General features: G+C 71.2%; 19 protein-coding genes and 1 pseudogene. 12 read left to right on the top strand and 8 right to left on the bottom strand.

Features of this window, described 5'->3' with window-relative positions; translation table 11 throughout:
- The first annotated feature begins 4 nt into the window (after positions 1 to 4).
- The 3 genes from ACIBW9_RS18415 to ACIBW9_RS18405 are packed head-to-tail and all read left to right on the top strand — an operon-like array spanning position 5 to position 3252.
- The gene (locus ACIBW9_RS18415; RefSeq protein ID WP_398956161.1) at positions 5 to 1984 is read left to right on the top strand and encodes a hypothetical protein; all 1980 of its coding nucleotides are present in this window, start codon (positions 5 to 7) and stop codon (positions 1982 to 1984) included.
- On the top strand, positions 1981 to 2328 hold the full coding sequence (locus ACIBW9_RS18410) for an L-rhamnose mutarotase (RefSeq protein WP_351478252.1): 348 nt from the start codon (positions 1981 to 1983) through the stop codon (positions 2326 to 2328). Before ACIBW9_RS18415 ends, ACIBW9_RS18410 begins: the two co-directional genes overlap by 4 nt.
- Positions 2329 to 2346: 18 nt before the next feature.
- On the top strand, positions 2347 to 3252 hold the full coding sequence (locus ACIBW9_RS18405) for an amidohydrolase family protein (RefSeq protein ID WP_398956158.1): 906 nt from the start codon (positions 2347 to 2349) through the stop codon (positions 3250 to 3252).
- Between the two features lie 146 nt (positions 3253 to 3398).
- On the opposite strand, the gene ACIBW9_RS18400 is transcribed toward ACIBW9_RS18405, so the two are convergent.
- Together ACIBW9_RS18400 and ACIBW9_RS18395 are read right to left on the bottom strand one after the other, a co-directional pair.
- Positions 3399 to 4871 (bottom strand): APC family permease, encoded by a 1473-nt coding sequence (locus ACIBW9_RS18400; protein WP_398956156.1) that lies wholly within the window; start codon positions 4869 to 4871, stop codon positions 3399 to 3401.
- 54 nt (positions 4872 to 4925) lie between these two features.
- Positions 4926 to 5651 carry a FadR/GntR family transcriptional regulator gene (locus ACIBW9_RS18395; RefSeq protein ID WP_398956154.1) on the bottom strand — a complete coding sequence of 242 codons (726 nt, stop codon included), beginning with the start codon at positions 5649 to 5651 and terminating at the stop codon, positions 4926 to 4928.
- A gap of 179 nt (positions 5652 to 5830) precedes the next feature.
- Between ACIBW9_RS18395 and ACIBW9_RS18390 the strand changes: the two genes are divergently transcribed.
- Positions 5831 to 7246, top strand: a complete 1416-nt coding sequence (locus tag ACIBW9_RS18390) for an amino acid permease (RefSeq protein ID WP_398956152.1) — start codon at positions 5831 to 5833, stop codon at positions 7244 to 7246.
- Positions 7247 to 7321: 75 nt separating this feature from the next.
- Here the strand turns inward: ACIBW9_RS18390 and ACIBW9_RS18385 are convergent, their stop codons facing one another.
- A complete protein-coding gene (locus ACIBW9_RS18385; protein ID WP_398956500.1) occupies positions 7322 to 9223 on the bottom strand; it encodes an ABC transporter ATP-binding protein in 1902 nt (633 codons plus the stop codon).
- Between the two features lie 165 nt (positions 9224 to 9388).
- On the opposite strand from ACIBW9_RS18385, the gene ACIBW9_RS18380 reads away from it, so the two are divergent.
- A complete protein-coding gene (locus tag ACIBW9_RS18380) occupies positions 9389 to 10378 on the top strand; it encodes a YbhN family protein (RefSeq protein WP_398956150.1) in 990 nt (329 codons plus the stop codon).
- Between the two features lie 15 nt (positions 10379 to 10393).
- On the opposite strand, the gene ACIBW9_RS18375 is transcribed toward ACIBW9_RS18380, so the two are convergent.
- The gene (locus tag ACIBW9_RS18375; protein ID WP_398956148.1) at positions 10394 to 11110 is read right to left on the bottom strand and encodes an SDR family oxidoreductase; all 717 of its coding nucleotides are present in this window, start codon (positions 11108 to 11110) and stop codon (positions 10394 to 10396) included.
- A 103-nt stretch (positions 11111 to 11213) separates the two neighbouring features.
- Between ACIBW9_RS18375 and ACIBW9_RS18370 the strand changes: the two genes are divergently transcribed.
- The gene (locus ACIBW9_RS18370; RefSeq protein WP_398956146.1) at positions 11214 to 11978 is read left to right on the top strand and encodes a crotonase/enoyl-CoA hydratase family protein; all 765 of its coding nucleotides are present in this window, start codon (positions 11214 to 11216) and stop codon (positions 11976 to 11978) included.
- Between the two features lie 135 nt (positions 11979 to 12113).
- Entirely contained in the window at positions 12114 to 13220 is a 1107-nt protein-coding gene (locus tag ACIBW9_RS18365) for a mechanosensitive ion channel family protein (protein ID WP_398956144.1), read from the top strand.
- 21 nt (positions 13221 to 13241) lie between these two features.
- Here ACIBW9_RS18365 and ACIBW9_RS18360 read toward each other — a convergent pair whose 3' ends face one another.
- Positions 13242 to 14801, bottom strand: coding sequence for a M1 family metallopeptidase (locus tag ACIBW9_RS18360; RefSeq protein WP_398956142.1), 1560 nt, complete (start codon positions 14799 to 14801; stop codon positions 13242 to 13244).
- Between the two features lie 220 nt (positions 14802 to 15021).
- Between ACIBW9_RS18360 and ACIBW9_RS18355 the strand changes: the two genes are divergently transcribed.
- Both ACIBW9_RS18355 and ACIBW9_RS18350 read left to right on the top strand, forming a co-directional pair.
- Entirely contained in the window at positions 15022 to 17241 is a 2220-nt protein-coding gene (locus ACIBW9_RS18355) for an NADP-dependent isocitrate dehydrogenase (RefSeq protein WP_398956140.1), read from the top strand.
- A gap of 156 nt (positions 17242 to 17397) precedes the next feature.
- A complete protein-coding gene (locus ACIBW9_RS18350) occupies positions 17398 to 17697 on the top strand; it encodes a hypothetical protein (RefSeq protein ID WP_398956138.1) in 300 nt (99 codons plus the stop codon).
- 25 nt (positions 17698 to 17722) lie between these two features.
- On the opposite strand, the gene ACIBW9_RS18345 is transcribed toward ACIBW9_RS18350, so the two are convergent.
- Positions 17723 to 17965, bottom strand: coding sequence for a hypothetical protein (locus tag ACIBW9_RS18345; protein WP_398956136.1), 243 nt, complete (start codon positions 17963 to 17965; stop codon positions 17723 to 17725).
- Positions 17966 to 18044: 79 nt separating this feature from the next.
- A pseudogene (locus tag ACIBW9_RS18340) lies at positions 18045 to 18385 on the bottom strand (DUF5713 family protein).
- Positions 18386 to 18494: 109 nt separating this feature from the next.
- Here ACIBW9_RS18340 and ACIBW9_RS18335 point away from each other — a divergent pair.
- The 3 genes from ACIBW9_RS18335 (at position 18495) to ACIBW9_RS18325 (ending at position 21140) form a co-directional block, all read left to right on the top strand.
- Positions 18495 to 19043 carry a YciI family protein gene (locus ACIBW9_RS18335; RefSeq protein ID WP_398956134.1) on the top strand — a complete coding sequence of 183 codons (549 nt, stop codon included), beginning with the start codon at positions 18495 to 18497 and terminating at the stop codon, positions 19041 to 19043.
- Positions 19043 to 19846, top strand: coding sequence for an N-formylglutamate amidohydrolase (locus tag ACIBW9_RS18330; RefSeq protein WP_398956132.1), 804 nt, complete (start codon positions 19043 to 19045; stop codon positions 19844 to 19846). Before ACIBW9_RS18335 ends, ACIBW9_RS18330 begins: the two co-directional genes overlap by 1 nt.
- A 73-nt stretch (positions 19847 to 19919) precedes the next feature.
- A complete protein-coding gene (locus ACIBW9_RS18325; protein WP_398956130.1) occupies positions 19920 to 21140 on the top strand; it encodes a cytochrome P450 in 1221 nt (406 codons plus the stop codon).
- 15 nt (positions 21141 to 21155) lie between these two features.
- Here ACIBW9_RS18325 and ACIBW9_RS18320 read toward each other — a convergent pair whose 3' ends face one another.
- Positions 21156 to 21683 (bottom strand): hypothetical protein, encoded by a 528-nt coding sequence (locus ACIBW9_RS18320; RefSeq protein WP_398956498.1) that lies wholly within the window; start codon positions 21681 to 21683, stop codon positions 21156 to 21158.
- Positions 21684 to 21686 lie beyond the last annotated feature (3 nt).

Here is a 21686-nt window from a genome sequence, read left to right as displayed (position 1 = left end):
TCTCATGCCCTTCGACTCTCACCCCGACGCCTCCGGCGACTCGACACCCGATGTCCAGGCGACCGTCCCCCTGCTCGAACCCCCCGGCTGGGCCGTCGCCCAGCGCGCCCTGTTCGACCTCCTCGACCACGCCTGGCGCCGCTTCGCCCGCGACTTCACCGGCCCCGACGGGCGCCTCAACTACACCGGCCCGCTCACCACCCGCGACGGCGTGGACGACTTCTACGAGGTGTTCTTCAACTGGCCCCAGCTCTACCTCCTCGGCGGCGCCGACGACCTCCTGCCCGCCAGCGAGAAGCACTGGGAGGGCGTCACCAAGCAGCTGACCGAACTGGACATGCTGCGCGACGAGTACGAGCGCGGCTACGACTGGTTCCACCAGGGCGAGAGCCTGCTGCTGATGTACTTCCTGTGCATGGCCGCCCCCGACCGCTGGCGTGAGCGCGCCCTGCGCTTCGCCGAGCTGTACGTCGATCCCGCCAAGGGCAACTACGACCCCGAGCAGCGCATCATCACCCGCCCGCACAACGGCAGCGACCCCGAGCGCACCGGCCTGTTCGACGGCGACGTCTACCCCTGGCTGCTCAAGGAGGCGGAGACCTACGGCTACCCGCTCGAATGGCTGCCCGAGGCCCAGGACGGCCCGTACCCGCTCTCGGCGGACCCGCGCCTCGGCGACCAGATGCGGGACCGGCTGGGCGTCGGCGACACCGCGGTCAACCTCGCCGCGGCCGGTCTGGTCCTCAACGCCTGGATCCTGTCCGGCGAGGACCGCTACCGCGACTGGATCGTCGAGTACGTGGACGCCTGGCGCGAGCGCACCCGCGAACACGGCGGCCTGATCCCCGACAACGTCGGCCCGGACGGAGTCGTCGGCAGCCTCCTGGAAGGCCGCTGGTACGGCGGCCACTACGGCTGGTCCTGGCCGCACGGCTGGCACAGCGTGGGCCACGCGGCCTGCGTGGCGGCGCTCGCGGCGGCCACGGTCACCGGCGACGACGACTACCTCTCCATGGTCGCCACCTCCCTCGACACCCTCATCGGCCACGCCAAGGTCATGCCCCACACCGAGGCCGACTCCAGCCTGCCCTCCAAGTGGGCGGTCGAACTCGGCCCCGACCGGCACACCCCCACGCTCCACCTGCCGTTCCGCCACAACGACTCCGGCTGGTTCGACTACAACCCGGCCACTCCCCCCGTGCCGGTGGCCCTGTGGCACCACACCTCCTCCCCGGCCGACCGGACCCGGCTGGAGGGACTGCGCGAAGCGGACGGCATCGACTGGCGCACGGTGCGGCCGTTCCGGTCCAAGGAGGACTCCGGGCACGAGAAGGCCTGGTTCGCCTTCCTCGCCGGCGACGACCCCGACTACCCGGAGCGCATCCTCGCCACCGCCCAGGCCCAGGTCCGCCACCGGCTGCGGCGCATCGACCGCTACCGCGACCTGAACGTGCCCGAGGCCGACATCCACGTCTGGCAGCTGTGCAACCCGGTCGTCACCGAGGCCCTCGTCCAGCTCACCTGGGGCGGCCCCCAGGTCCTGTACAACGGCGGTCTTCAGCAGGCCCGGCTGCGCTACCACGACGCCGAGGCCCGCCGCGCAGGCCTGCCCGCCGACGTCGCCGCCCTGGTCACCTCCATCGACCCCGAGGCGACCACCCTCGAACTGGTCAACCTGGCCCCCGAAACCGACCGCACGCTCATCGTCCAGGCGGGCGCCTTCGCCGAACACACCATCACCGCCGTCCGCTACACGACCTGCACGGACGACGGCTGGATCGGCGACATGTACGACTACGGCCACACCGAGCCGGTCGTCACCGAGGCCGAGGCCCCGTGTGACTCCCCGTTCCTGACGGTGCATCTGCCCGCTTCCACGCGCGTCCGGCTCACCTTGCGGCTGGGGCTACGCACCCGTACTCCCAGCTACCGCACGCCGTTCGACGCCTCCAACTCCCGTGACACGACAGGGGAATCGGCATGAAGCGCATCGCCCAGACCATCAGGCTCCGCCCCGAACACCGCGAGGAATACCTCCGCCTCCACTCCGCCGTGTGGCCCGGCGTCGAAGCCGCCCTGCTCCGGGCAAACATCCGCAACTACAGCATCTACCTCCACGGTGACGTGCTCTTCGCCTACATGGAGTACATCGGCGACGACTTCGAGGCCGACATGGCGTCCATCGAGGCCGACCCCGAGACCCAGCGCTGGTGGAAGCTCACCGACCCGTGCCAGGAACCCTTCCCCGACCGGGGCGAGGGCCGCCAGTGGACCGAGCTCCCCGAGATCTGGCACCTGAGCCCGCCCAGCGACGACGCCACCGCCTGAACCGACTTGGATCCCCCTGTGAACGCACCCTTGCTGGTCGACGCCCACCACCACCTCTGGGATCTCTCCCAGCGCCCGCAACCCTGGCTCGACGACCCCGCCGTGGCCTCGATCCGCCGCACCTTCACCCCCGATGACCTGCGCTCCTCCGCCACCCACTCCGTCGCGGGCCGGCGGCTGCACGGCACGGTGGTCGTCCAGTGCATCGCGGACGTACCCGAGACCGAGGACCTGCTCGCGCTGGCCGAACAGGAACCGCTGATCCAGGCCGTGGTCGGCTGGGCCGACCTGGCCTCCCCGGCCATCGGTGACGTGCTCGACCAACTGATCGCCGGTCAGGGCGGCCGATATCTGCGCTCCCTGCGGCACCTCGTCCAGAGCGAGACCGACCCCGACTGGCTGCAACGCCCCGATGTGGAACGCGGGTTGGCGGCGGCCCGCGATCGCGGTCTGCGCTACGACGTGCTCGTGCGCGACCACCAGCTCGACCAGGCGATCAGGCTCGCGGAACGCTTCCCCGACCTGCCCCAGGTCCTCGACCACGCGGGCAAGCCGGACCTCGCCCAACAGGACGTCGCCGACTGGGAACGCGGCATCCGGCGGCTGGCCGCACACCCGCACGTGGTGTGCAAGGTCTCCGGGCTGATCACCGAGGCCGACCACACCCGCTGGACCACCGCCGACATCCGCCCCGCCTGGGACGTCCTGGTCTCCGCCTTCGGCCCCGAGCGACTGATGTTCGGCTCGGACTGGCCCGTCGCCAACCTCGCGGGTGGCTGGAACCGGTGGGCCGCCACCGTGGACGAACTGCTCACCGGCTGGAGCGAGAGCGATGTCCACGCGCTTCTGGCCGGCACCGCGACCGCGTTCTACGGGCTTGCCCCCGTCGCCGCAGAGAGCGGCGCAACCAGGCGAACGACCTGACCCCGCACCGCCGAACATCGCACCGAACCCGCGCCGGACACACCGCCCCGCATGCTTCGGTCCGCGCCGAAGGGACTATCTCCCAGGCGGCGTAACGGGGCGAGATCGTGCGGTCGGAGGGCGTCAGGCCTGGGCCGGGGACATCCTCATTCGGCGTCGGCGACGACCGAGCCGACCCGTTCGGCGATGCCCGGATCGCGGCGGACCAGCAGGGTCGCGTAGCCCAGCGAGAGCAGCAGGGCGGCCAGTGCCGCGACGGGGAACCAGTTGTACGGCGCGGGCTGGCCGGGCTTGGCCAGGTAGTACAGCGGGACCAGGATCGCGAGCGCGCCGAGGGCGGGCAGCACCAGGTGGCGGCCGGTGCGGAACTCCTGTGGGCGGTAGCGGCGGTAGTACAGCGGCAGCGCGATGTTGGAGGCGAGGTAGACCAGCAGGATCAGGATGGAGCCCAGGCTGGAGGACTCGGTGAAGAAGACGACGGGGTTCATCGGGCCGCCGTCGGCGCCGAGCAGATGGCCCAGGCCCCAGCCGCCGATGATCAGCAGGGAGATGGCGGCGAAGGTGACGATCGCGTTGTTCGGCGTACGGCGGGTGGGGTGGACGTAGCCGAAGAACGACGGCAGCAGTCCCTCGCGCCCGGCGTTGAACACCAGGCGGGCCTGGGAGTTGATGCCGGCGATCAGCACGCCGAGGGTGGAGGTCAGGCCCCCGAGGTAGGCGAGGAAGGCCAGCGCGCCGAGCGTGTGGTGGGCGACGTCGATGAACGGGATGCGTGCCGCGCCGAGCCGGGCGACGTCGTAGTCGAAGCCGGTGACCGTGGCGTAGGAGAAGAGGATGTAGCTCACGGTCATGATCCCGATGGAGGAGAACACGGCGCGGCCGACGTTGCGCCGGGGGTTCTCCGTCTCCTCGGCCAGGGCCGCGGAGTTCTCCCAGCCGATGAAGAGGTAGACGGCGAGGGGGAAGCCCGCGGCCAGGCCCCGCAGGCCGTGGTGGATGTGGTCGGGCAGGAACGGGGCGGCGGAGAGGGTGCCGCGGTGTTCGACCAGCGCCGCGACCGAGACCACGACGAGCACGAGCATCTCGACGCCGAAGAAGTAGCCGGCCCACTTGGTGGAGACCACCACCCCGCGCAGCATCAGCACCACCGCAAGCCCGGTCAGCAGCAGGGTCCAGATGATCCAGGGCAGGTCGACGCCGGTGTAGTGGTGCAGGGTGATCTGCACGAAGCCGCCGGAGATCGCGATGACGGAGGCCATCGCGATGATGTAGCCGAGTACGGCCAGCAGGGCGGTGGTGACCGCGCTGACCGGCCCGAAGGTCTTCCCCACGAAGGTGATGAAGCTGCCCGCGGAGGGGTGCGCGCGGGAGAACTGGGCGAGCGTGTTGCCCAGCAGCGCGACAGCGACGCCCGCGGCGAGGATGGTCAGCGGGGACGCCACGCCGGCGGTGGTGGACAGGAAGGCGAAGCCGAAGAAGAAGCTCATGGCCGGGCCGACGTTGGCCATGGTGGCTGCGGCGATGTCGGCCATGCCGAGCACGCCCCCGCGCAGCCGCTGGGGCGTGCCGCCGACGGCGCCCGGCGTCGGCGGCGGGCCGACGGCTTTGGGGTCGGGCATGGCGGCGGCTCCTTCTGATCCGGTGCGGCGGTGCGAGCGGTGCGCTGCGGGATGTCAGCCGGGGTGGGTGTTCTGGTGTGCCTTCACCGCCTGTACGGCCGGGCCCAGCGCGCCGCGGCCGAGTTCGGTGAGCAGGTCGGCGTGGCAGCGGTTGCGTGCCCGTACGGCGGCGAGGTCCGGGGCGGGCTGGACCAGGCACAGCCTGCCCAGGAGGTCGGCGGTCAGTTCGCGAACGCCTGCGCCGCCGAGTGCCTCGGCGAGGTCGAGGTGGAAGCGGGTCTCCAGCATCAGCAGCTGTCCGGGGTCGTCGGTCAGGTCCATCTCGTCGACCAGCGCCTGCAGCCCGTCGAGCCGGCCGTCCGGGACCTCGCCCGCGGCGTGGGCCACCAGGCCGCACTCCAGCAGCAGCTGGAAGGCGCTCAGCGAGGCCGCCTCGCCCTCGTCGTGCAGCGCCGGGACGATCGTGTCCCAACCCTGGGCGACGAAGGTGCCGCCGGTCCGGCCGCGCCGGCGGTCGAGCAGGCCGTCCTGGCACATGGCCTCCAGCGCGCGCCGCACGGTGATCTCCCCTATGCCCAGTTCCTCGGCGAGGACACCGGCGTCGGACAGCCGGTCCCCCGGCGAGACGGAGGTCAGGCGCACCTGCAGGGCGATCCGGGAGCGGACGAGTTCCGCGCCGGTCTGGCCGCGGCCGGGCAGCACTCGGGCGTCGTGCACACCGGCGACCGACGCCGGTGCCGGCTGGCCGTAGGGCCCGAACTTGCCCGCTGCATTCACCACGACGTCACCTTAACGGCCTGCTGAGCGGGGGTTACGGCGGGCGGTGGAGCAGGGTGCTGTGCTCGCTCGGATGCATGCTCGGAAAATAGAGCATGGTGAACAGTTAAACAAGACTGTTCTTTTGGATCGTACTGAACTAATTTCCCGGTCACCGTCCCCGCTCCCCTCATGGATGTGTGATGACCTCAACGCTCACCCAGAGTCCGCCCTCCGAGCCCGGCCTCAAGGCCGGACTGAAGAACCGCCATCTGTCGATGATCGCCATCGGCGGCGTCATCGGCGCCGGCCTGTTCGTCGGCTCCGGCTCCGGCATCGCCGCCGCGGGCCCGGGCATCCTCATCTCCTACGCCCTCGTCGGCGTCCTCGTCGTGCTCGTCATGCGGATGCTGGGCGAGATGGCCGCGGCCAACCCGACCTCGGGCTCGTTCTCCGCCTACGCCGACCGGGCGCTGGGCCGCTGGGCCGGGTTCACCATCGGCTGGCTGTACTGGTTCTTCTGGGTCGTGGTGCTCGCCGTCGAGGCGACCGCCGGCGCGAAGATCCTGGCCGGCTGGATACCGGCGGTCCCGCAGTGGGGCTGGGCGCTGATCGTCATGGTCGTGCTGACCGCCTCCAACCTGGCCTCGGTCAGCTCCTACGGCGAGTTCGAGTTCTGGTTCGCGGGCATCAAGGTGGTCGCCATCGCCGCGTTCATCGTGGTGGGCGGTCTCGCGATCTTCGGTCTGCTGCCCGGCTCCGACCACCCGGCGTCCGGCTTCTCCAACCTGACCGGCCACGGCGGATTTCTGCCGAACGGGCCAGGGGCGATCCTCACCGGCGTGCTGATGGTGGTGTTCTCCTTCATGGGCAGCGAGATCGTCACGCTCGCGGCCGGCGAGTCCGCCGACCCGCAGGGCGCGGTCACCAAGGCCACCAACAGCGTGATCTGGCGTATCGCGGTGTTCTACCTGGGCTCGATCCTGATCGTGGTGTCGCTGCTGCGCTGGGACGACCCGGCCATCCTCAAGGACGGCTCCTACGTCGCCGCGCTGAGCTCCATCGGCATCCCGCACGCGAGCCAGATCATGAACGCCATCGTGCTGACGTCGGTGCTGTCCTGTCTCAACTCCGGCCTGTACACCGCCTCACGCATGGCCTTCTCGCTGGCCCGGCGCAGTGACGCCCCCGCCTCCTTCGGCCGCACCACCGGGCGCGGCGTGCCGCGGGCGGCCATCCTTGCCTCGGTGGTCTTCGGCTTCGTGGCGGTGGCCTTCAACTACCTGTGGCCGGACACGGTCTTCCAGTTCCTGCTCAACTCCTCCGGTGCGATCGCCCTGTTCGTGTGGCTGGTGATCTGCTTCTCGCAGCTGCGGATGCGCAGGATCATCGAGCGGGAGACGCCGGAGAAGCTCGTCGTCCGGATGTGGCTCTACCCCTATCTGACCTGGGCCACCATCGCCCTGATCACCTTCGTCCTGGGCTACATGCTCACCGACACGGCCGACGGCGGCGGACGCGACCAGGTGGTCCTGTCCACCCTGGTGGCGCTCGGCGTGGTCGTCTTCGCGTTGCTCCGCGAGCGGGTGGGCCGCAAGAAGGACGCGCTGGTCCCGTAGAAAGGACCTGCTGGTCCCGTGGGACTACGGCACCCCGAGGGGCGGCAACACCGCCCTTCGGGGGCGCTGCGTCTCCTACGCCACCGCCTCCCCGGCGGCGGCGATCCCGCCGGCCTCCGCCGCCCGCTCCTCGAACTGCGTCCGGTACAGCTCCGCGTACCGCCCGCCGGCCACCAGCAGTTCCTCGTGCGTGCCCCGTTCCACGATCAGACCGCCCTCGATCACCAGGATCACGTCCGCCGCCCGCACCGTGGACAGCCGGTGGGCGATCACGACCGCGGTGCGGCCCTCCAGGGCCTCGGCCAGCGCCTCCTGGACCGCGGCCTCGGAGGTGTTGTCGAGGTGGGCGGTGGCCTCGTCGAGGATGACCACGCGCTGGCGGGCCAGCAGCAGCCGGGCGATGGTCATGCGCTGGCGTTCACCGCCGGAGAGACGGTAGCCGCGCTCTCCGACGACCGTGTCGAGACCGTCGGGCAGGGACCGTACGAGATCGTCCAGGCGGGAGCGGCGCAGGGCGTCCCACAGTTCCGCCTCGGTGGCGGTGGGGGCGGCCAGCAGCAGGTTGGCGCGGACCGTGTCGTGGAACAGGTGGCCGTCCTGGGTGACCATGCCGAGAGTGGCGCGCAGGGAGGCGGCGGTCAGGTCGCGGACATCGCTGCCGCCGACGCGTACGGCGCCCCCGTCGACGTCGTAAAGGCGCGGAAGCAGTGCCGCGATCGTCGACTTGCCCGCACCGGACGAGCCGACCAGGGCGACCGTCTGGCCGGGTTCCGCGCGGAACGAGATGCCGTGCAGGACCTCGGCGCCGCCCCGGGTGTCCAGGCTCGCCACCTCCTCCAGGGAGGCCAGCGAGACCTTGTCGGCGGACGGGTAGGCGAAGCGGACGTCGTCGAACTCGACGGAGACCGGGCCGTCGGGCACGGCGTGCGCGTCGGGCTTCTCCTCGATGAGGGGCTTGAGGTCGAGCACCTCGAAGACCCGCTCGAAGCTGACCAGCGCGCTCATCACCTCGACGCGTGCACCGGCGAGCGAGGTGAGCGGCGCGTACATACGGGTCAGCAGCAGCGCCAGCGACACCACGGCGCCAGGCTCCAGGCTGCCGCGCAGCGCGAACCAGCCGCCGAGGCCGTAGACCAGGGCGAGGGCCAGCGAGGAGACTAGGGTCAGGGCGGTGATGAACACCGACTGGGCCGTCGCGGTGCGCACGCCGATCTCCGCGACCCGGCGGGCGCGGGCCGCGAACTCCACCGACTCCTCCTCCGGCCGCCCGAAGAGCTTGACGAGCGTGGCCCCCGGGGCGGAGAACCGCTCCGTCATCCGGGTGCCCATCGCCGCGTTGAGGGTGGCCGCCTCCCGCTGCATACGGGCCATGCGGCTGCCCATGCGCCGGGCGGGGATCACGAACGCCGGGAGCAGCACCAGCGCGAGCAGGGTGATCTGCCAGGACAGCGTCAGCATCACAGCGAGGGTGAGCAGCAGGGTGACCAGGTTGCTGACCACTCCGGACAGGGTGTTGCTGAACGCGCGCTGCGCGCCGATCACGTCGTTGTTGAGACGGGAGACGAGCGCTCCCGTACGTGTGCGTGTGAAGAACGCGACCGGCATCCGCTGCACATGATCGAACACAGCTGTGCGCAGATCGAGGATGAGTCCCTCCCCGAGCGTCGCCGAAAGCCTCCTGCCGAGGATGCCGAGGGCCGCCTCCGCGACCGCGATGAGCGCGATGAGCAGGGCCAGACGTACGACCGTGCCCTCGTCGTGCCCCGACACGATCGCGTTCACGACACGCCCGGCCAGTACGGGCGTCGCGACGGCGAGCAGTGCGGTCACCACCCCGAGCAGCACGAACTGCGCCATGCGGGCGCGGTGCGGACGGGCGAAGGCGGCGATGCGACGCAGCGTGGCGCGCGCCAGGGGGCGCCGCTCCTGCTCGGCGTTCATGACACTGTGCAACTGCATCCAGGCGGTGGTCTCCATGCTCATGAGAGAGACCGTAGAACCTCAATCAACATTGAGGTCAATGTTTTCCTGACGTCCCCCGCGAAGGACCCGATGACCGTACGCAAGCCGCTGTCCCCGCTTCAGCCGCTGTCCCCGCTTCCGCAACCCGCCGTTGGCGCGGCGTGGAAACCCTCTCCGGATGTGACTGCGGTACACCTTCCCCAAGGGCCACTCCCCCAAGGACGATTCCCCCGGCGCGTCCCGGCCCGCGCGCTCCGGCAGATCCTGTGCCTGCTGCCGCTGCTGCTCGTGTCCGTCGTGGCCGTGCAGCACCGCTCCGTGCTCGTCGAGGGCTTCGGTCATCTGCGGGCCGCCGAGTGGCCCTGGCTGCTGGCGGCGGCCGGCGCCACCTGCCTGACCTGGGTGGCGGCCGCCTTCACCCGGCAGGGCGCGGTCGTCGACCGGCTGCCCAGGCGGCGGCTGCTCGCCACCCAGTTCGCGGCGGGCTCGGCCAACCACCTGCTGCCGACCGGTCTCGGCGCGGGCGCGGTCAACCTGCGGTTCATGACCGTGTGCGGCATCCCGCTGGCCCGTTCCTCGGCCGCGCTCGCCCTGTATCTGCTGGCGGAGACGGTCGCCCGGCTGAGCCTGCTGGCCGGGTTGCTGCTCGCCTTCCCGGGAGCGCTGCACTTCGGCACTCTGCTGCCCGACGGCGCGGTGGGCCCGCTGCTGCTCGCCGTCGCCGGCGCCGTGGTGGTGGCTTCGGCCGTCCTGGTTCTCGTACGACGGCTGCGCACGGCCGCCGTGTCCTTCCTGCGCACGGCGCTGTGCGAGTTGCGCTCGGTGCACACCCGTCCGTCCCGGGCGCTCGCGCTGTGGGGCGGTTCGCTCGCCTTCCCCGCGCTGCAGGCGGCCGGGCTGGTGCTGGTCGGGCTGTCGCTGGGGCTGCCGGTGCCGCCCGTGCACATGGCGGTCGCGTATCTGGCGGCGACGGTGGCGGTCGCGCTGGTGCCGACGCCGGGCGGGCTCGGCTCGGTGGAGGCGGCGCTGGTGGTGGCGCTGGTGGCGGCGGGCGGCCCGGCGGCCGTGGCGACCGCGGTGGTGCTCGCCTACCGGATCATCACGGTGTGGCTGCCGCTGCTGCCGGGCGCGCTGACGCTGGGCGCGCTGGTCCGGCTGAAGGTGATCTGAGCCGGCTCCCGGGCCTCACCAGGGAATCGGTTTCCCGTCCCGGAAGAACCCCCCGGTCGGCCCGTTGTCGGGCAGGGTGGCCGCCCACACGATCCCGGCGGCTCCTTCGGCGACGGGACGTCCGCCGTGGCCGCCCATGTCGGTGGCCACCCAGCCGGGACAGATCGCGTTGACCAGGATGTGCTGTCGGCGCAACTCACCGGCCAGCAGGCAGGTCAGGGCGTTGAGGGCGGCCTTGGAGACGCTGTAGGCGGGGGTGCCGCCGCTCATCGACTGCAGCGAACCGCCCTCGCTGCTCACCATCACCACCCGCGGATGCGGGCTGCGCCGCAGCAGCGGGAGCAGCGCCTGGGTGACCCGCCAGGCACCGAACAAGTTGGTGTCCAGGGCCCGTTGGACCTCTCCGAGATCGGCCGACCGGGCCTGCGCCCAGGTGTCGTACAGGATCGCCGCGTTGTTGACGACCACGTCCACGCGCCCCAGGTTCCCGCCCACCCACTCCGCCATGGCGGCCACGCTCGCCGCGTCGGAGACATCGAGCTGCACCGCGCTCACCCGCTCGCCGCCGGGATCGATGCGGGCGGCGGCGGAGCGCCCCTTGGCGAGGTCGCGCGAGCCGAGCACTACATGGTGCCCACGGGCGGCGAGCTGCCGTACGACCTCGTATCCGATGCCGCGGTTGGCGCCGGTCACGACGGCGACCGGCGGTGCGCCCGCATGTTCTGCGGCCATCAGCAACACTCCCTCTGTACGGTGATCCAGCCTCGCACAGCCGTTCCACGATCGCCCCGACGGTCGCCGCCCGCACCGGCACTGTCGGAGAAAGGGGCCCAGCATGCCGGTCCGTACCGAACGCCAGGGACACGTCACCACCGTCGTCCTCTCCCGCCCCGAGGCCCGCAACGCGGTGGACGGGCCGACGGCCGGCGAACTCGTCGCCGCCTTCCGGGAGTTCGAGGCGGACGACGAGGCGCGGGTGGCGGTGCTGTGGGGCGAGGGCGGCACGTTCTGCGCGGGCGCCGACCTCAAGGCGCTCGGCACCGACCGCGGCAACCGGGTCGCGGAGGACGGCGACGGTCCGATGGGGCCGACGCGGCTCCGGCTGTCCAAGCCGGTGATCGCCGCGGTCGCGGGGCACGCCGTGGCCGGGGGGCTCGAGCTGGCACTCTGGTGCGATCTGCGGGTCGCCGAGGAGGACGCCGTCTTCGGCGTGTTCTGCCGCCGCTGGGGTGTCCCGCTGATCGACGGCGGCACGGTACGGCTGCCCCGGCTGATCGGGCAGAGCCGCGCCCTGGACATGATCCTCACCGGGCGTGCGGTACCGGCCCCCGAGGCCTACGAGATGGGCCTCGCCAACCGCCTCGTCCCCACCGGAACGGCCCGCACCGAGGCGGAGACACTGGCCGCCGGGATCGCCCGCTTCCCACAGGCCTGCCTGCGGAGCGACCGGGCGTCGGTGCTGGCGCAGGACGGGCTGGACGAGCCCGCGGCGATGCGGGGCGAACTCCGCCACGGGACGGGCGTGTTGGCGGAGGGCCTTGAGGGGGCGGCCCGGTTCGCGGCGGGGGCCGGGCGGGGCGGGTCGTTCACGGACCTGTGACGGAGACCTTGAGCGCCCCACCCTTGGTGCCGGACGCCGTCCGAAACCGCACCGTCCCGCCGGACGCCAGGTACGAACTCCTGTGCGGAATAAGGCAGGATGAGCGGCTGCACATCCCGAACTTGGAGGTAGCCGGTGAACCGAGCGCTCACCGTGGACGACCTGGTCATCGCCTCAGTCGCGCTGGCGGCGGGCCTGTTGGCCGCGTTCCTGCTGCGCATAGTGCTGCGCTGGCTGGGCAAGCACGCCGATCGAACCCGCTGGAGCGGTGACGACGTCATCGTCGACGCCCTGCGCACGGTGGTGCCGTGGGCGGCGGTCGTGGGCGGCGCGGCCTCGGCGGGAGCGGCGCTGCCGCTGACCCGGACGGTCCAGAACCACGTCAACCAGGTGCTGACCGTGGTGCTCATCTTCGTCGTCACGGTGACGGCGGCCCGGGTGATCGCCGGTCTGGTGCGGACGGTCACCACGTCACGGTCCGGAGTCGCCGGGTCGGCCACGATCTTCGTGAACATCACCCGGGTGCTGGTCCTGGCGATCGGCTTCCTGGTGGTGCTGCAGACGCTGGGCATCTCGATCGCCCCGATGCTCACCGCCCTGGGCGTGGGCGGTCTGGCCGTCGCGCTGGCGCTCCAGGACACCCTCGCCAACCTCTTCGCGGGCATCCACATCCTGGCCTCGAAGACCGTGCAGCCCGGCGACTACATCCGGCTGAGCAGCGGCGAGGAGGGCTATGTCGAGGACATCAACTGGCGTCAGACGACCGTGCGCGCGCTCTCCAACAACCTGGTCGTCATCCCCAACGGGGAGCTGGCGAAGGCCAACATGACCAACTTCATGCGCCCCGAGCAGAAGCTGACGATCCTCGTCCAGGTCGGTGTCGCCTACGACAGCGACCTGGAGCACGTCGAGCGCGTGACCATGGACGTCATCGCCGAGGTGATGACCGGGGTCGACGGAGCGGTCCCGGACCACGAACCGGCGATCCGCTTCCACACCTTCGGCGACTCCCGGATCGGCTTCACGGTCATTCTGGGCGTGGGCGAGTTCAGCGACCAGTTCCGGATCAAGCACGAGTTCATCAAGGCGCTGCACAAGCGCTACCGCGAGGAGGGCATCCGCATCCCGGCGCCCGCCCGGACGGTGGCGCTGCAGCAGGGTTCGGTCAGCATCCCGCAGCAGCGCGGCCCGCAGGGGACGGTCGTCGAGGCGAGCGACGTGTCCGCCGCCCGCCTCGACTGAGATCCGGAAGGGGCAACAGCGTCAGAGCGTCGCGGAGTTCTCGTGCCAGTGCCCGCCCCGGCGGCTGTGCGGTGAGGCGAGCGCGGAGCTCACCGGCTTGACCGTCCAGTCCGGGTGGCCGGGCATCCGCGGCGTCTTCGTACCGTAGAGCCAGTCCCTGAGAAAGCCGGACTGGTCCTGCCCGGAGACCTCCGAGGCGACGGCGATGTAGTCGTCCGTCGTCGCCGAGGAGTTGCGGTACCGGTCCAGGAAGCAGCGCTCGATGGCGTGGAAGACCTCCTCGCCGACGACCTGGCGCAGCGCGTACAGGACGAGGACGCCGCCGGTGTAGCGCTGGCTGTCGAAGAGGTTGACCGCGTTCGGGGCCGCGACCGGCCCCGAGTCGTGGCGCCACTGGTCGCCGAGTCCGTACGTGTACTTCATGCGGTCCTCGAAGGTGCTGTAGCCGAGCGAGTCGGTCCAGCCGCGCTCGTAGCGGTACAGCAGTCCGTAGTAGTCCGCGTGGCCCTCGTTGAGCCACAGGTCGGCCCAGTTGGCGGGGCTGACGAGGTTGCCGAACCAGGAGTGGACCAGCTCGTGCATCATGTGCGAGCCGATCTTCTTCTCCTCCTGGAGCAGGAAGTTCGGCTTGTACAGGGTGAGGGTCTGCGTCTCCAGGCCGGTGAAGTCGAAGGCGTTCGGGTTGTCGGAGTTGCACGGCAGCAGCCCGTACGTCTCGAAGGGGAACGCCCCGAGCCGCTGCTCCAGCCAGTCGACGAGCCCGGGGGTGAGCGCCAGCGCCGGTTCCAGGGCGGCGGCCCGGGTGGTCGGCACGACGTCCCGCAGCGGCAGCCCGTGCGGGCCCTGCCGGTCCTTGACGACGTAGTCGCCGACCGTGATCTGCACCAGCTCGGTGGCCATCGGCTCACGGGAGCGGTACGCGTACGCGGTGCGGCCGTCGGCGAGGGTCTCGGTGCCGGTGAGCAGGCCGTTCGCGACGCCTCGCAGACCGGCCGGGACGGTGACGCGGAAGGTGAAGTCCGCCTTGTCCGACGGGTGGTCGTTGCAGGGGAAGACGGTGTGCGCAGAGTTCGGCTGCGGGCAGATCGCGAAGCCGTCCGGGGTGACGACCCAGGCGGTGTGCGCGAGGGTGCGGCTCGGGTCCGCGCCGTACTCGATGCACACCGTCGTCCGGGCCTTCTCGGGCAGCGGCCGGGCCGGCGTGATCCGCAGCTTCTCGTCCGCCTGCTCGAAGGCGGCGGTGCGGCCGCCGACGCGGACGGAGCGTATGTCCAGGCCGAGGGCGTCCAGCGAGAAGCGGGTGAGCGCCTGGGTGGTGCTGATCCTCAGGGTGGCGGTGGCGTCGACGAGCTTGGTCGCCGGGTCGTAGGAGAGGTCGAGGTGGTAGGTCCGGACGCGGTAGCCGTCGTTGCCGAGGGTCGGGAAGACGGAGTCGCCGAGGGTCTCGGGGCCGGGGATGCCGTCGTCCTTCGGTCTGGCCTTGGCTCTCGGTGCGGCGGACGCGGTGCCCCCCACGGTCAGTGCCGCGGCCGTGCCGATCAGGGCGGCCGCGGGGGCCGTCACTCTGCTGCGATATCTCATGGTCAGCTTTCGCTCTGGCGGCCGGGAGGTCAGCCCCGGCCGTCGACGAACAGATGCACGATCTCCTTCCAGGACCCAAGATCGGCCGCTTTGGTTGCACGGCGGGAGCGCGGATCGGGTTCCGGAGTGTGGGACGTGTGGCCGGACCCCTGTCGAGCCGACCTCGATCAGGAGATATCTTGATGTCGAGCAATGTTGCAGACGTGGAGCGGAGCACCCGGTGACTGACTCGACCATCTTCTATACGCACACTGACGAGGCCCCGGCCCTGGCGACGTATTCCTTCCTGCCGGTGGTCCAGGCGTACGCCTCGCAGGCGGGTGTCGCTGTGGAGACCCGTGACATCTCGCTGGCCGGGCGCATCATCGCCCTGTTCCCGGAGTACCTGACCGAGGACCAGCGGATCCCGGACGCCCTCCACGAGCTGGGCGAGCTGGCCAAGACGCCCGAGGCCAACATCATCAAGCTGCCGAACATCTCGGCGTCGATCCCGCAGCTGAAGGCCGCGATCGCCGAGCTGCAGGGCCAGGGCTACGCGCTGCCGAACTACCCGGACGACCCCAAGACCGACGAGGAGCGGGAGATCCAGGCCCGCTACGACAAGGTCAAGGGCTCCGCCGTGAACCCGGTGCTGCGCGAGGGCAACTCCGACCGCCGCGCCCCCGCGTCGGTCAAGAACTACGCCAAGACCCACCCGCACCGCATGGGCGCCTGGACCCCGGAGTCCAAGACCAACGTCGCGACCATGGGCGAGAACGACTTCCGCTCCACCGAGAAGTCCACGGTGATCTCCGAGGCCGGCTCCCTGAAGATCGAGCTGCTCGGCGAGGACGGCACCACCACGGTGCTGCGCGAGTCCGTACCGGTGCTCGCGGGCGAGGTCGTCGACGCCTCCGTGATGCGCGCCGCCGCGCTCAACGAGTTCCTCGCCGCGCAGGTCGCCCGCGCCAAGGCCGAGGGCGTGCTGTTCTCCGTGCACCTCAAGGCCACGATGATGAAGGTCTCCGACCCGATCGTCTTCGGCCACGTGGTGCGCGCCTTCTTCCCGAAGACGTTCGCGAAGTACGGCGAGACCCTCGCCGCGGCCGGCCTGTCCCCGAACGACGGTCTGGGCGGCATCTACAAGGGCCTGGAAGGTCTGCCGGAGGGCGCCGAGATCAAGGCCTCCTTCGACGCCGAGCTCGCCGAGGGCCCGGCGCTCGCGATGGTCGACTCCGACAAGGGCATCACCAACCTGCACGTGCCGTCCGACGTGATCGTCGACGCCTCGATGCCGGCCATGATCCGCACCTCCGGCCACATGTGGGGCCCGGACGGCCAGGAGGCCGACACCCTCGCGGTGCTGCCGGACTCCTCCTACTCCGGCGTCTACCAGGCCGTCATCGACGACTGCCGGGCCAACGGCGCCTACGACCCCGCCACCATGGGCTCGGTGCCCAACGTCGGGCTGATGGCGCAGAAGGCCGAGGAGTACGGCTCCCACGACAAGACCTTCGAGATCAAGAAGGCCGGCACGGTCCGTCTGGTCGACCAGGCCGGCAACGTGGTCCTGGAGCAGCCGGTCGCGGTCGGCGACATCTTCCGCGCCTGCCAGACCAAGGACGCGCCGATCCGCGACTGGGTGAAGCTGGCCGTCACCCGCGCCCGCGCCACCGGCGACCCGGCCGTCTTCTGGCTGGACGAGACCCGCGCCCACGACGCCAACCTGATCGCCAAGGTCAAGCAGTACCTGCCGGAGCACGACACCGAGGGCCTGGACATCAGGATCCTGTCCCCGGTGGAGGCCACCAAGCTGTCGGTGGAGCGCATCCGCCGCGGCGAGAACACCATCTCGGTGACCGGCAACGTGCTGCGTGACTACCTCACCGACCTCTTCCCCATCCTGGAGCTGGGCACCAGCGCCAAGATGCTGTCGGTCGTCCCGCTGATGGCGGGCGGCGGCCTGTTCGAGACGGGCGCCGGCGGCTCCGCGCCCAAGCACGTCCAGCAGCTGGTCAAGGAGAACTACCTGCGCTGGGACTCGCTGGGCGAGTTCTTCGCGCTGGTGCCGTCCCTGGAGCAGTACGCCACGGCCACCGGCAACACCCGCGCCAAGGTCCTGGCCGACACCCTCGACCGCGCCACGGCGACCTTCCTCAACGAGGACAAGTCCCCGACCCGTCGCGTCGGCGGCATCGACAACCGCGGCAGCCACTTCTACCTGTCCCTGTACTGGGCGCAGGAGCTGGCCGCGCAGACCGAGGACGCGGACCTGGCGAAGGTCTTCGCCCCGCTCGCCGAGACGCTCACCGCCAACGAGCAGAAGATCGTCGACGAGCTGCTCGCCGTCCAGGGCAAGCCGGCCGACATCGGCGGCTACTACCAGCCCGACCCGGCCAAGGCCGCCGCGGTGATGCGCCCCTCGGCCACCTGGAACGCGGCGCTGGCGTCCCTGAGCTGACGCACCGGGCCCTGAGGGCCCGTTCCTGACTCCGCCCCGGTCGGCACACTGCCCGGCCGGGGCGGAGCCGTGTCACGAACGGCGTACCACGGCGGGTGACCGCTGTGCGGGCTCGGTGTACTGAGCAGGGGGAACCGGACAGAGGAGGCAAGTCATATGGCTGTTGTGATGTCCTTGACCTGGCCAGGGGTCTCGCCCCAGCAGTACGACACCGTGCGGCAACTGGTCGACTGGGAGCAGGACCAACCCGAGGGCGCCGTCCTGCACGTGGCCTGGTTCGAAGGGGACGCCCTGCGCGTCATCGACGTGTGGAACGCCCAGTCCGACTTCGAGCGGTTCTTCGCCGGCCGGCTGGCACCCGCCGTCAAGGAGGCCGGCATCACCGGCGAGCCGGAGTCCACGTTCTCACCGCTGCACCGGCGTTTCGTGGCATCGGGGGTCAGCGGCGGCGGCTGACGGCAGGCCGGCGGGCCGTCACCGGTCAGGGCAGCGCGAACCCCAGGTCGAGCCGGCGGGCCGCGAGCCGCAGGCGCCGCTGGGTCACTTCGCGCTGCCGGTCCTGTACGGGCCACCCGCACCCTTCGGCGCCGAGCCGGTCGAGGGATGTCCCGGCGGCAGGCGTCGTCGGCCGCCACCCCTCGCGCAACGACGGGGGCGTGCCCAGCTCCGGCCAGTCGGCCATCTCCGCCCGGTACGGCGCGAGATCCTCGGCGGGCCGGATCATCGCCGGCGGCTCCAGCAGAGGTCGGCGCTGGGCGCGACGGCGGCCGCCGAGGCGATCTGCAGCAGAGGCAGCCGACGGCTCACCACTCCCGGGTGGCGATCAGCTTCTCCGCGTCCGCGTCCTCGAAGCCGTACGCCCGGGCGATGAACCAGAAGTCGCCGCCGATCTCCTCCCGCGCCACGGTCTCGATCTCGCTGCCCGCCGCGTCGAACGCGGCCTCCAGGATGTTGAACTCCTCCGTGGCCGCCTGCGTCAGCGCGTAGAGCGCGGCGAGGTCCGCGGGCCGCTCGGTTTCGATGCGCTCGCACAGGCCCAACAGGATCGCCTTGCCGCGGTCCAGCACCTGATCGGGAAAGTAGTCGTCCTCGTCCAGCACTTCCAGAAAGCGTGCTCGATGACCTGCTGATGGGTGATGCGCATGCTGCTCCCCCACCGGTGCTCGTCGAACGAAGGTGAGCCACACCGTAAGCCCTCGGGGGCGTACGGATATCACGCGGCGACTTCTGGCGGAGGCTGGCAGGCTGTGGCCATGGAGTTCTTCTGTTACCACCGTGATCGGTCCGGATCCCTCGGCCTGCGTGGGGAGTTGGTGGAGGAGCACTGGTCCTACATGGACCGGTACGCGGCGGAGCTGATCGCCCGCGGCCCGACGTTCGCCGGCGACGGTGAGACACCTTCCGGGAGTGTGCACATCGTCGACCTGCCCGATGCCGCGGCCGCCCGTGCGTTCGCCTTCGACGAGCCCAACTACCAGGCCGGGGTCTATCGCGACGTGCTGCTGCGGCGGTGGCGGAATCTGCTGGGGCGCACCATGTGGGAGTTTCCCGGTGGCAAGAGGGGCGGCAACCGGTACCTCGTGCTCGGCCTCGGGTCCGGCCCGGCGGCCGACCTCGAGGTGCCCGCCGGGCGTGCCGAGTTGATCGCGTACGGGCCGCTGTCTTCCGACGACGGTGCCACCTGGCTCGGGACGGCCGCTCTGCTGCGCGCTCCCGGCCCGGACGAGGCCCGTGCCGTCCTCACCGCGGAGCGCTACGCGGACGTCGAGGTGCATGCCTGGGAATTCGGCGGGCGGCGCTGATGAACTCCGTCGTACCGTCACCGTCCTACGCGTTGCTGCCCGGCGCGGCCGACTCCCCCGTCATCCTGCATGTGCCGCACTCGGCGCGGGAGATACCGGCCGAGGTGCGGGCGAGCATCGTGCTGGATGGGCCTGCACTGGAGCGGGAGTTGGACCACATCACCGACTCGCGCACCGCGGAGATCGCCGCGGCGGCGGCCGAGCTGGCGGGGGTCGCTCCCTGGCGGTTCGTGAACCGGCTCTCGCGGCTGGTGGTCGATCCGGAGCGGTTTCCCGACGAGCGGGAGGAGATGCTCGCCGTCGGGATGGGTGCCGTGTACACACGGACCACGCACCGGGAGGCGCTGCGGGCCGAGGACACCGACCCGGCGCCACTGATCGAGCGGTACTTCCGGCCGTATGCGCAGGCCATGACGGAGGCGGTGGCCGACCGGCTGGCCGTGACCGGGCGGGCCGTGATCGTCGACGTCCACTCCTACCCGAGCGTGCCGCTGCCCTACGAGCTGCACGGCGCGGGCCCGCGGCCGCCCGTCTGTCTGGGCACCGACTCCTTCCACACACCGCCGGGGCTGCTCGCGGCGGCGCGGGAGGCGTTCGCGGGGTGCGGGGAGACCGGGCTGGACAGCCCGTTCAGCGGGACGTATGTGCCGCTGGAGTTCCACGGGAAGGACCCGCGGGTGAGCGCCCTGATGGTGGAGATCCGCCGGGACACGTACATGACCGAGCCAGGTGGTCCTGCCGGGCCCGGGCTGAAACGGCTGGCGCAGGCGCTGGCCGCACTCGTCGACGCCGCGACGGGCTGAGGCACGGGCTTCCACCCTCCGGCTGGAGCACTCCCGCGCGACATGCGCCCGGGCCGCGGTGAGGGTGGAGGGCATGACTGAGGAGACCACCACGCTGACGGAGCAGGTCCCGCCCCCGGTACGGGAGTGGCCCGCGCACGACCTGACCGGGACGGAGTTCGACCCGGTGCTCGCGGACCTCATGCGTGAGGGCCCGCTCACCCGCATCCGGCTGCCGCACGGCGAGGGCTGGGCGTGGCTGGCCACCCGCTACGAGGACGTGAAGCTGATCACCAACGACCCGCGGTTCAGCCGCACGGAGGTCACCCGTCGTCAGGTGACCCGGCTCGCCCCCAACTTCGCGCCCCGGCCGGGCTCACTCGCCTGGGCCGACCAGCCGGACCACAACCGGCTGCGCAAACCGGTCGCCGGCGCCTTCACCGTGGGCGCGATGAAGCGGCTGCGGCCCCGCGCGCAGCAGATCCTCGACGGGCTGCTCGACGGGGTCCTGCGCGACGGGCCGCCGGCCGATCTCGTCGAGCGGGTCCTCGAGCCCTTCCCGATCACCGTGGTCAGCGAGGTGATGGGGGTGCCCGCCGAGGACCGGGAGCAGGTCCATGCCTGGACCCGGCAGATCATCTCCACCTCCGGCGGCTCCGAGGCCGCCGACCGCGCCAAGAACGGCATGTACGGGTGGATCACCGACACCGTCCGGGCTCGGGCCAACAGCACGGACGAGGACGTGTACGCACTGCTCGGTGCGGCGGTGGGCCGCGGCGAGATCAGCGAGGAGGAGGCCGTGGGCCTGGCCGGGCCGCTGCAGATCGGCGGCGAGGCGGTCACCCACAACTGCGGGCAGATGCTGTTCCTCCTGCTCACCCGGCCGGAGTTGATGCAGCGCATGCGGGAGCCGCAGGCGCGCGGGCGGGTGCTGGACGAGCTGCTGCGCTACATCCCGCACCGCACCTCGGTCGGCCTCGCCCGCATCGCCCTGGAGGACGTCGAGCTGCACGGCCACCGCATCAGCGCCGGCGACCCGGTGTACGTCTCCTACCTGGCCGCCAACCGCGACCCGGACGTCTTCCCCGACCCGGACCGGATCGACCCCGACCGCGACCCCAACCCGCATGTGGCGTTCGGCAACGGCCCGCACTACTGCACCGGCGCCGTCCTCGCCCGTCTGCAGACCGAACTGCTCGTCGACACGCTGCTGGAACGGCTGCCGGGCCTGCGCCTCGCGGTCCCCGCCGATCAGGTCGTCTGGCGCCGCAAGACGATGATCCGCGGACCGCAGACCCTGCCCGTCACCTGGTGAGGGCAGGGCCCCGCGTCAGGCCGTCACCCAGTCCGTGACGAGCACTCCCTCGCCGGTCCGCAGCCGCAGCGCGAAGGGGCCGGCGGGGGGTTCGTCGTAGGTGAAGCGGCCCATGTCGTCGGTGGTCAGCGGCGATCCGGCCTGCGGGCCGCTGAGCACCTCGATGCCGGCCGGCTGCGGCGGCAGCACCTGTCCCATCAGCCCCTGTGCGGTCAGTTCTACGTCGACGGTCACCCCGCCCGCGTGAAAGGTGAGCATCCGTGGCACGTCCGTCGCTCCCCTGACGGGGATGGCGTCCACCACCGAGTCGAAGGTCAGCTCGGCGATGCGGGCGTCGAGGTCGTGCAGCGCGAAGGCCTCGACGGCGATCTGCAGCAGCTGGGCCGGCACCGGGTCCAGGATGGCCGCGGCCCTGCGGAGTTCCTTCTCCACCAGGTCGTACGCCACCTCGTCGATGCCGTCGATGTCGCCCGGGTCGTTGGTGTCCTCGTTGATGTCGTTGATGTCGCCGTTGTGGTCGGAGTTGTCGTTGGCGTTGTTCATGTC

The sequence above is a fragment of the Streptomyces sp. NPDC049541 genome, assembly GCF_044465725.1.
Lineage (GTDB): Bacteria > Actinomycetota > Actinomycetes > Streptomycetales > Streptomycetaceae > Streptomyces.
This window is presented reverse-complemented; position numbering and strand designations above follow the sequence as displayed.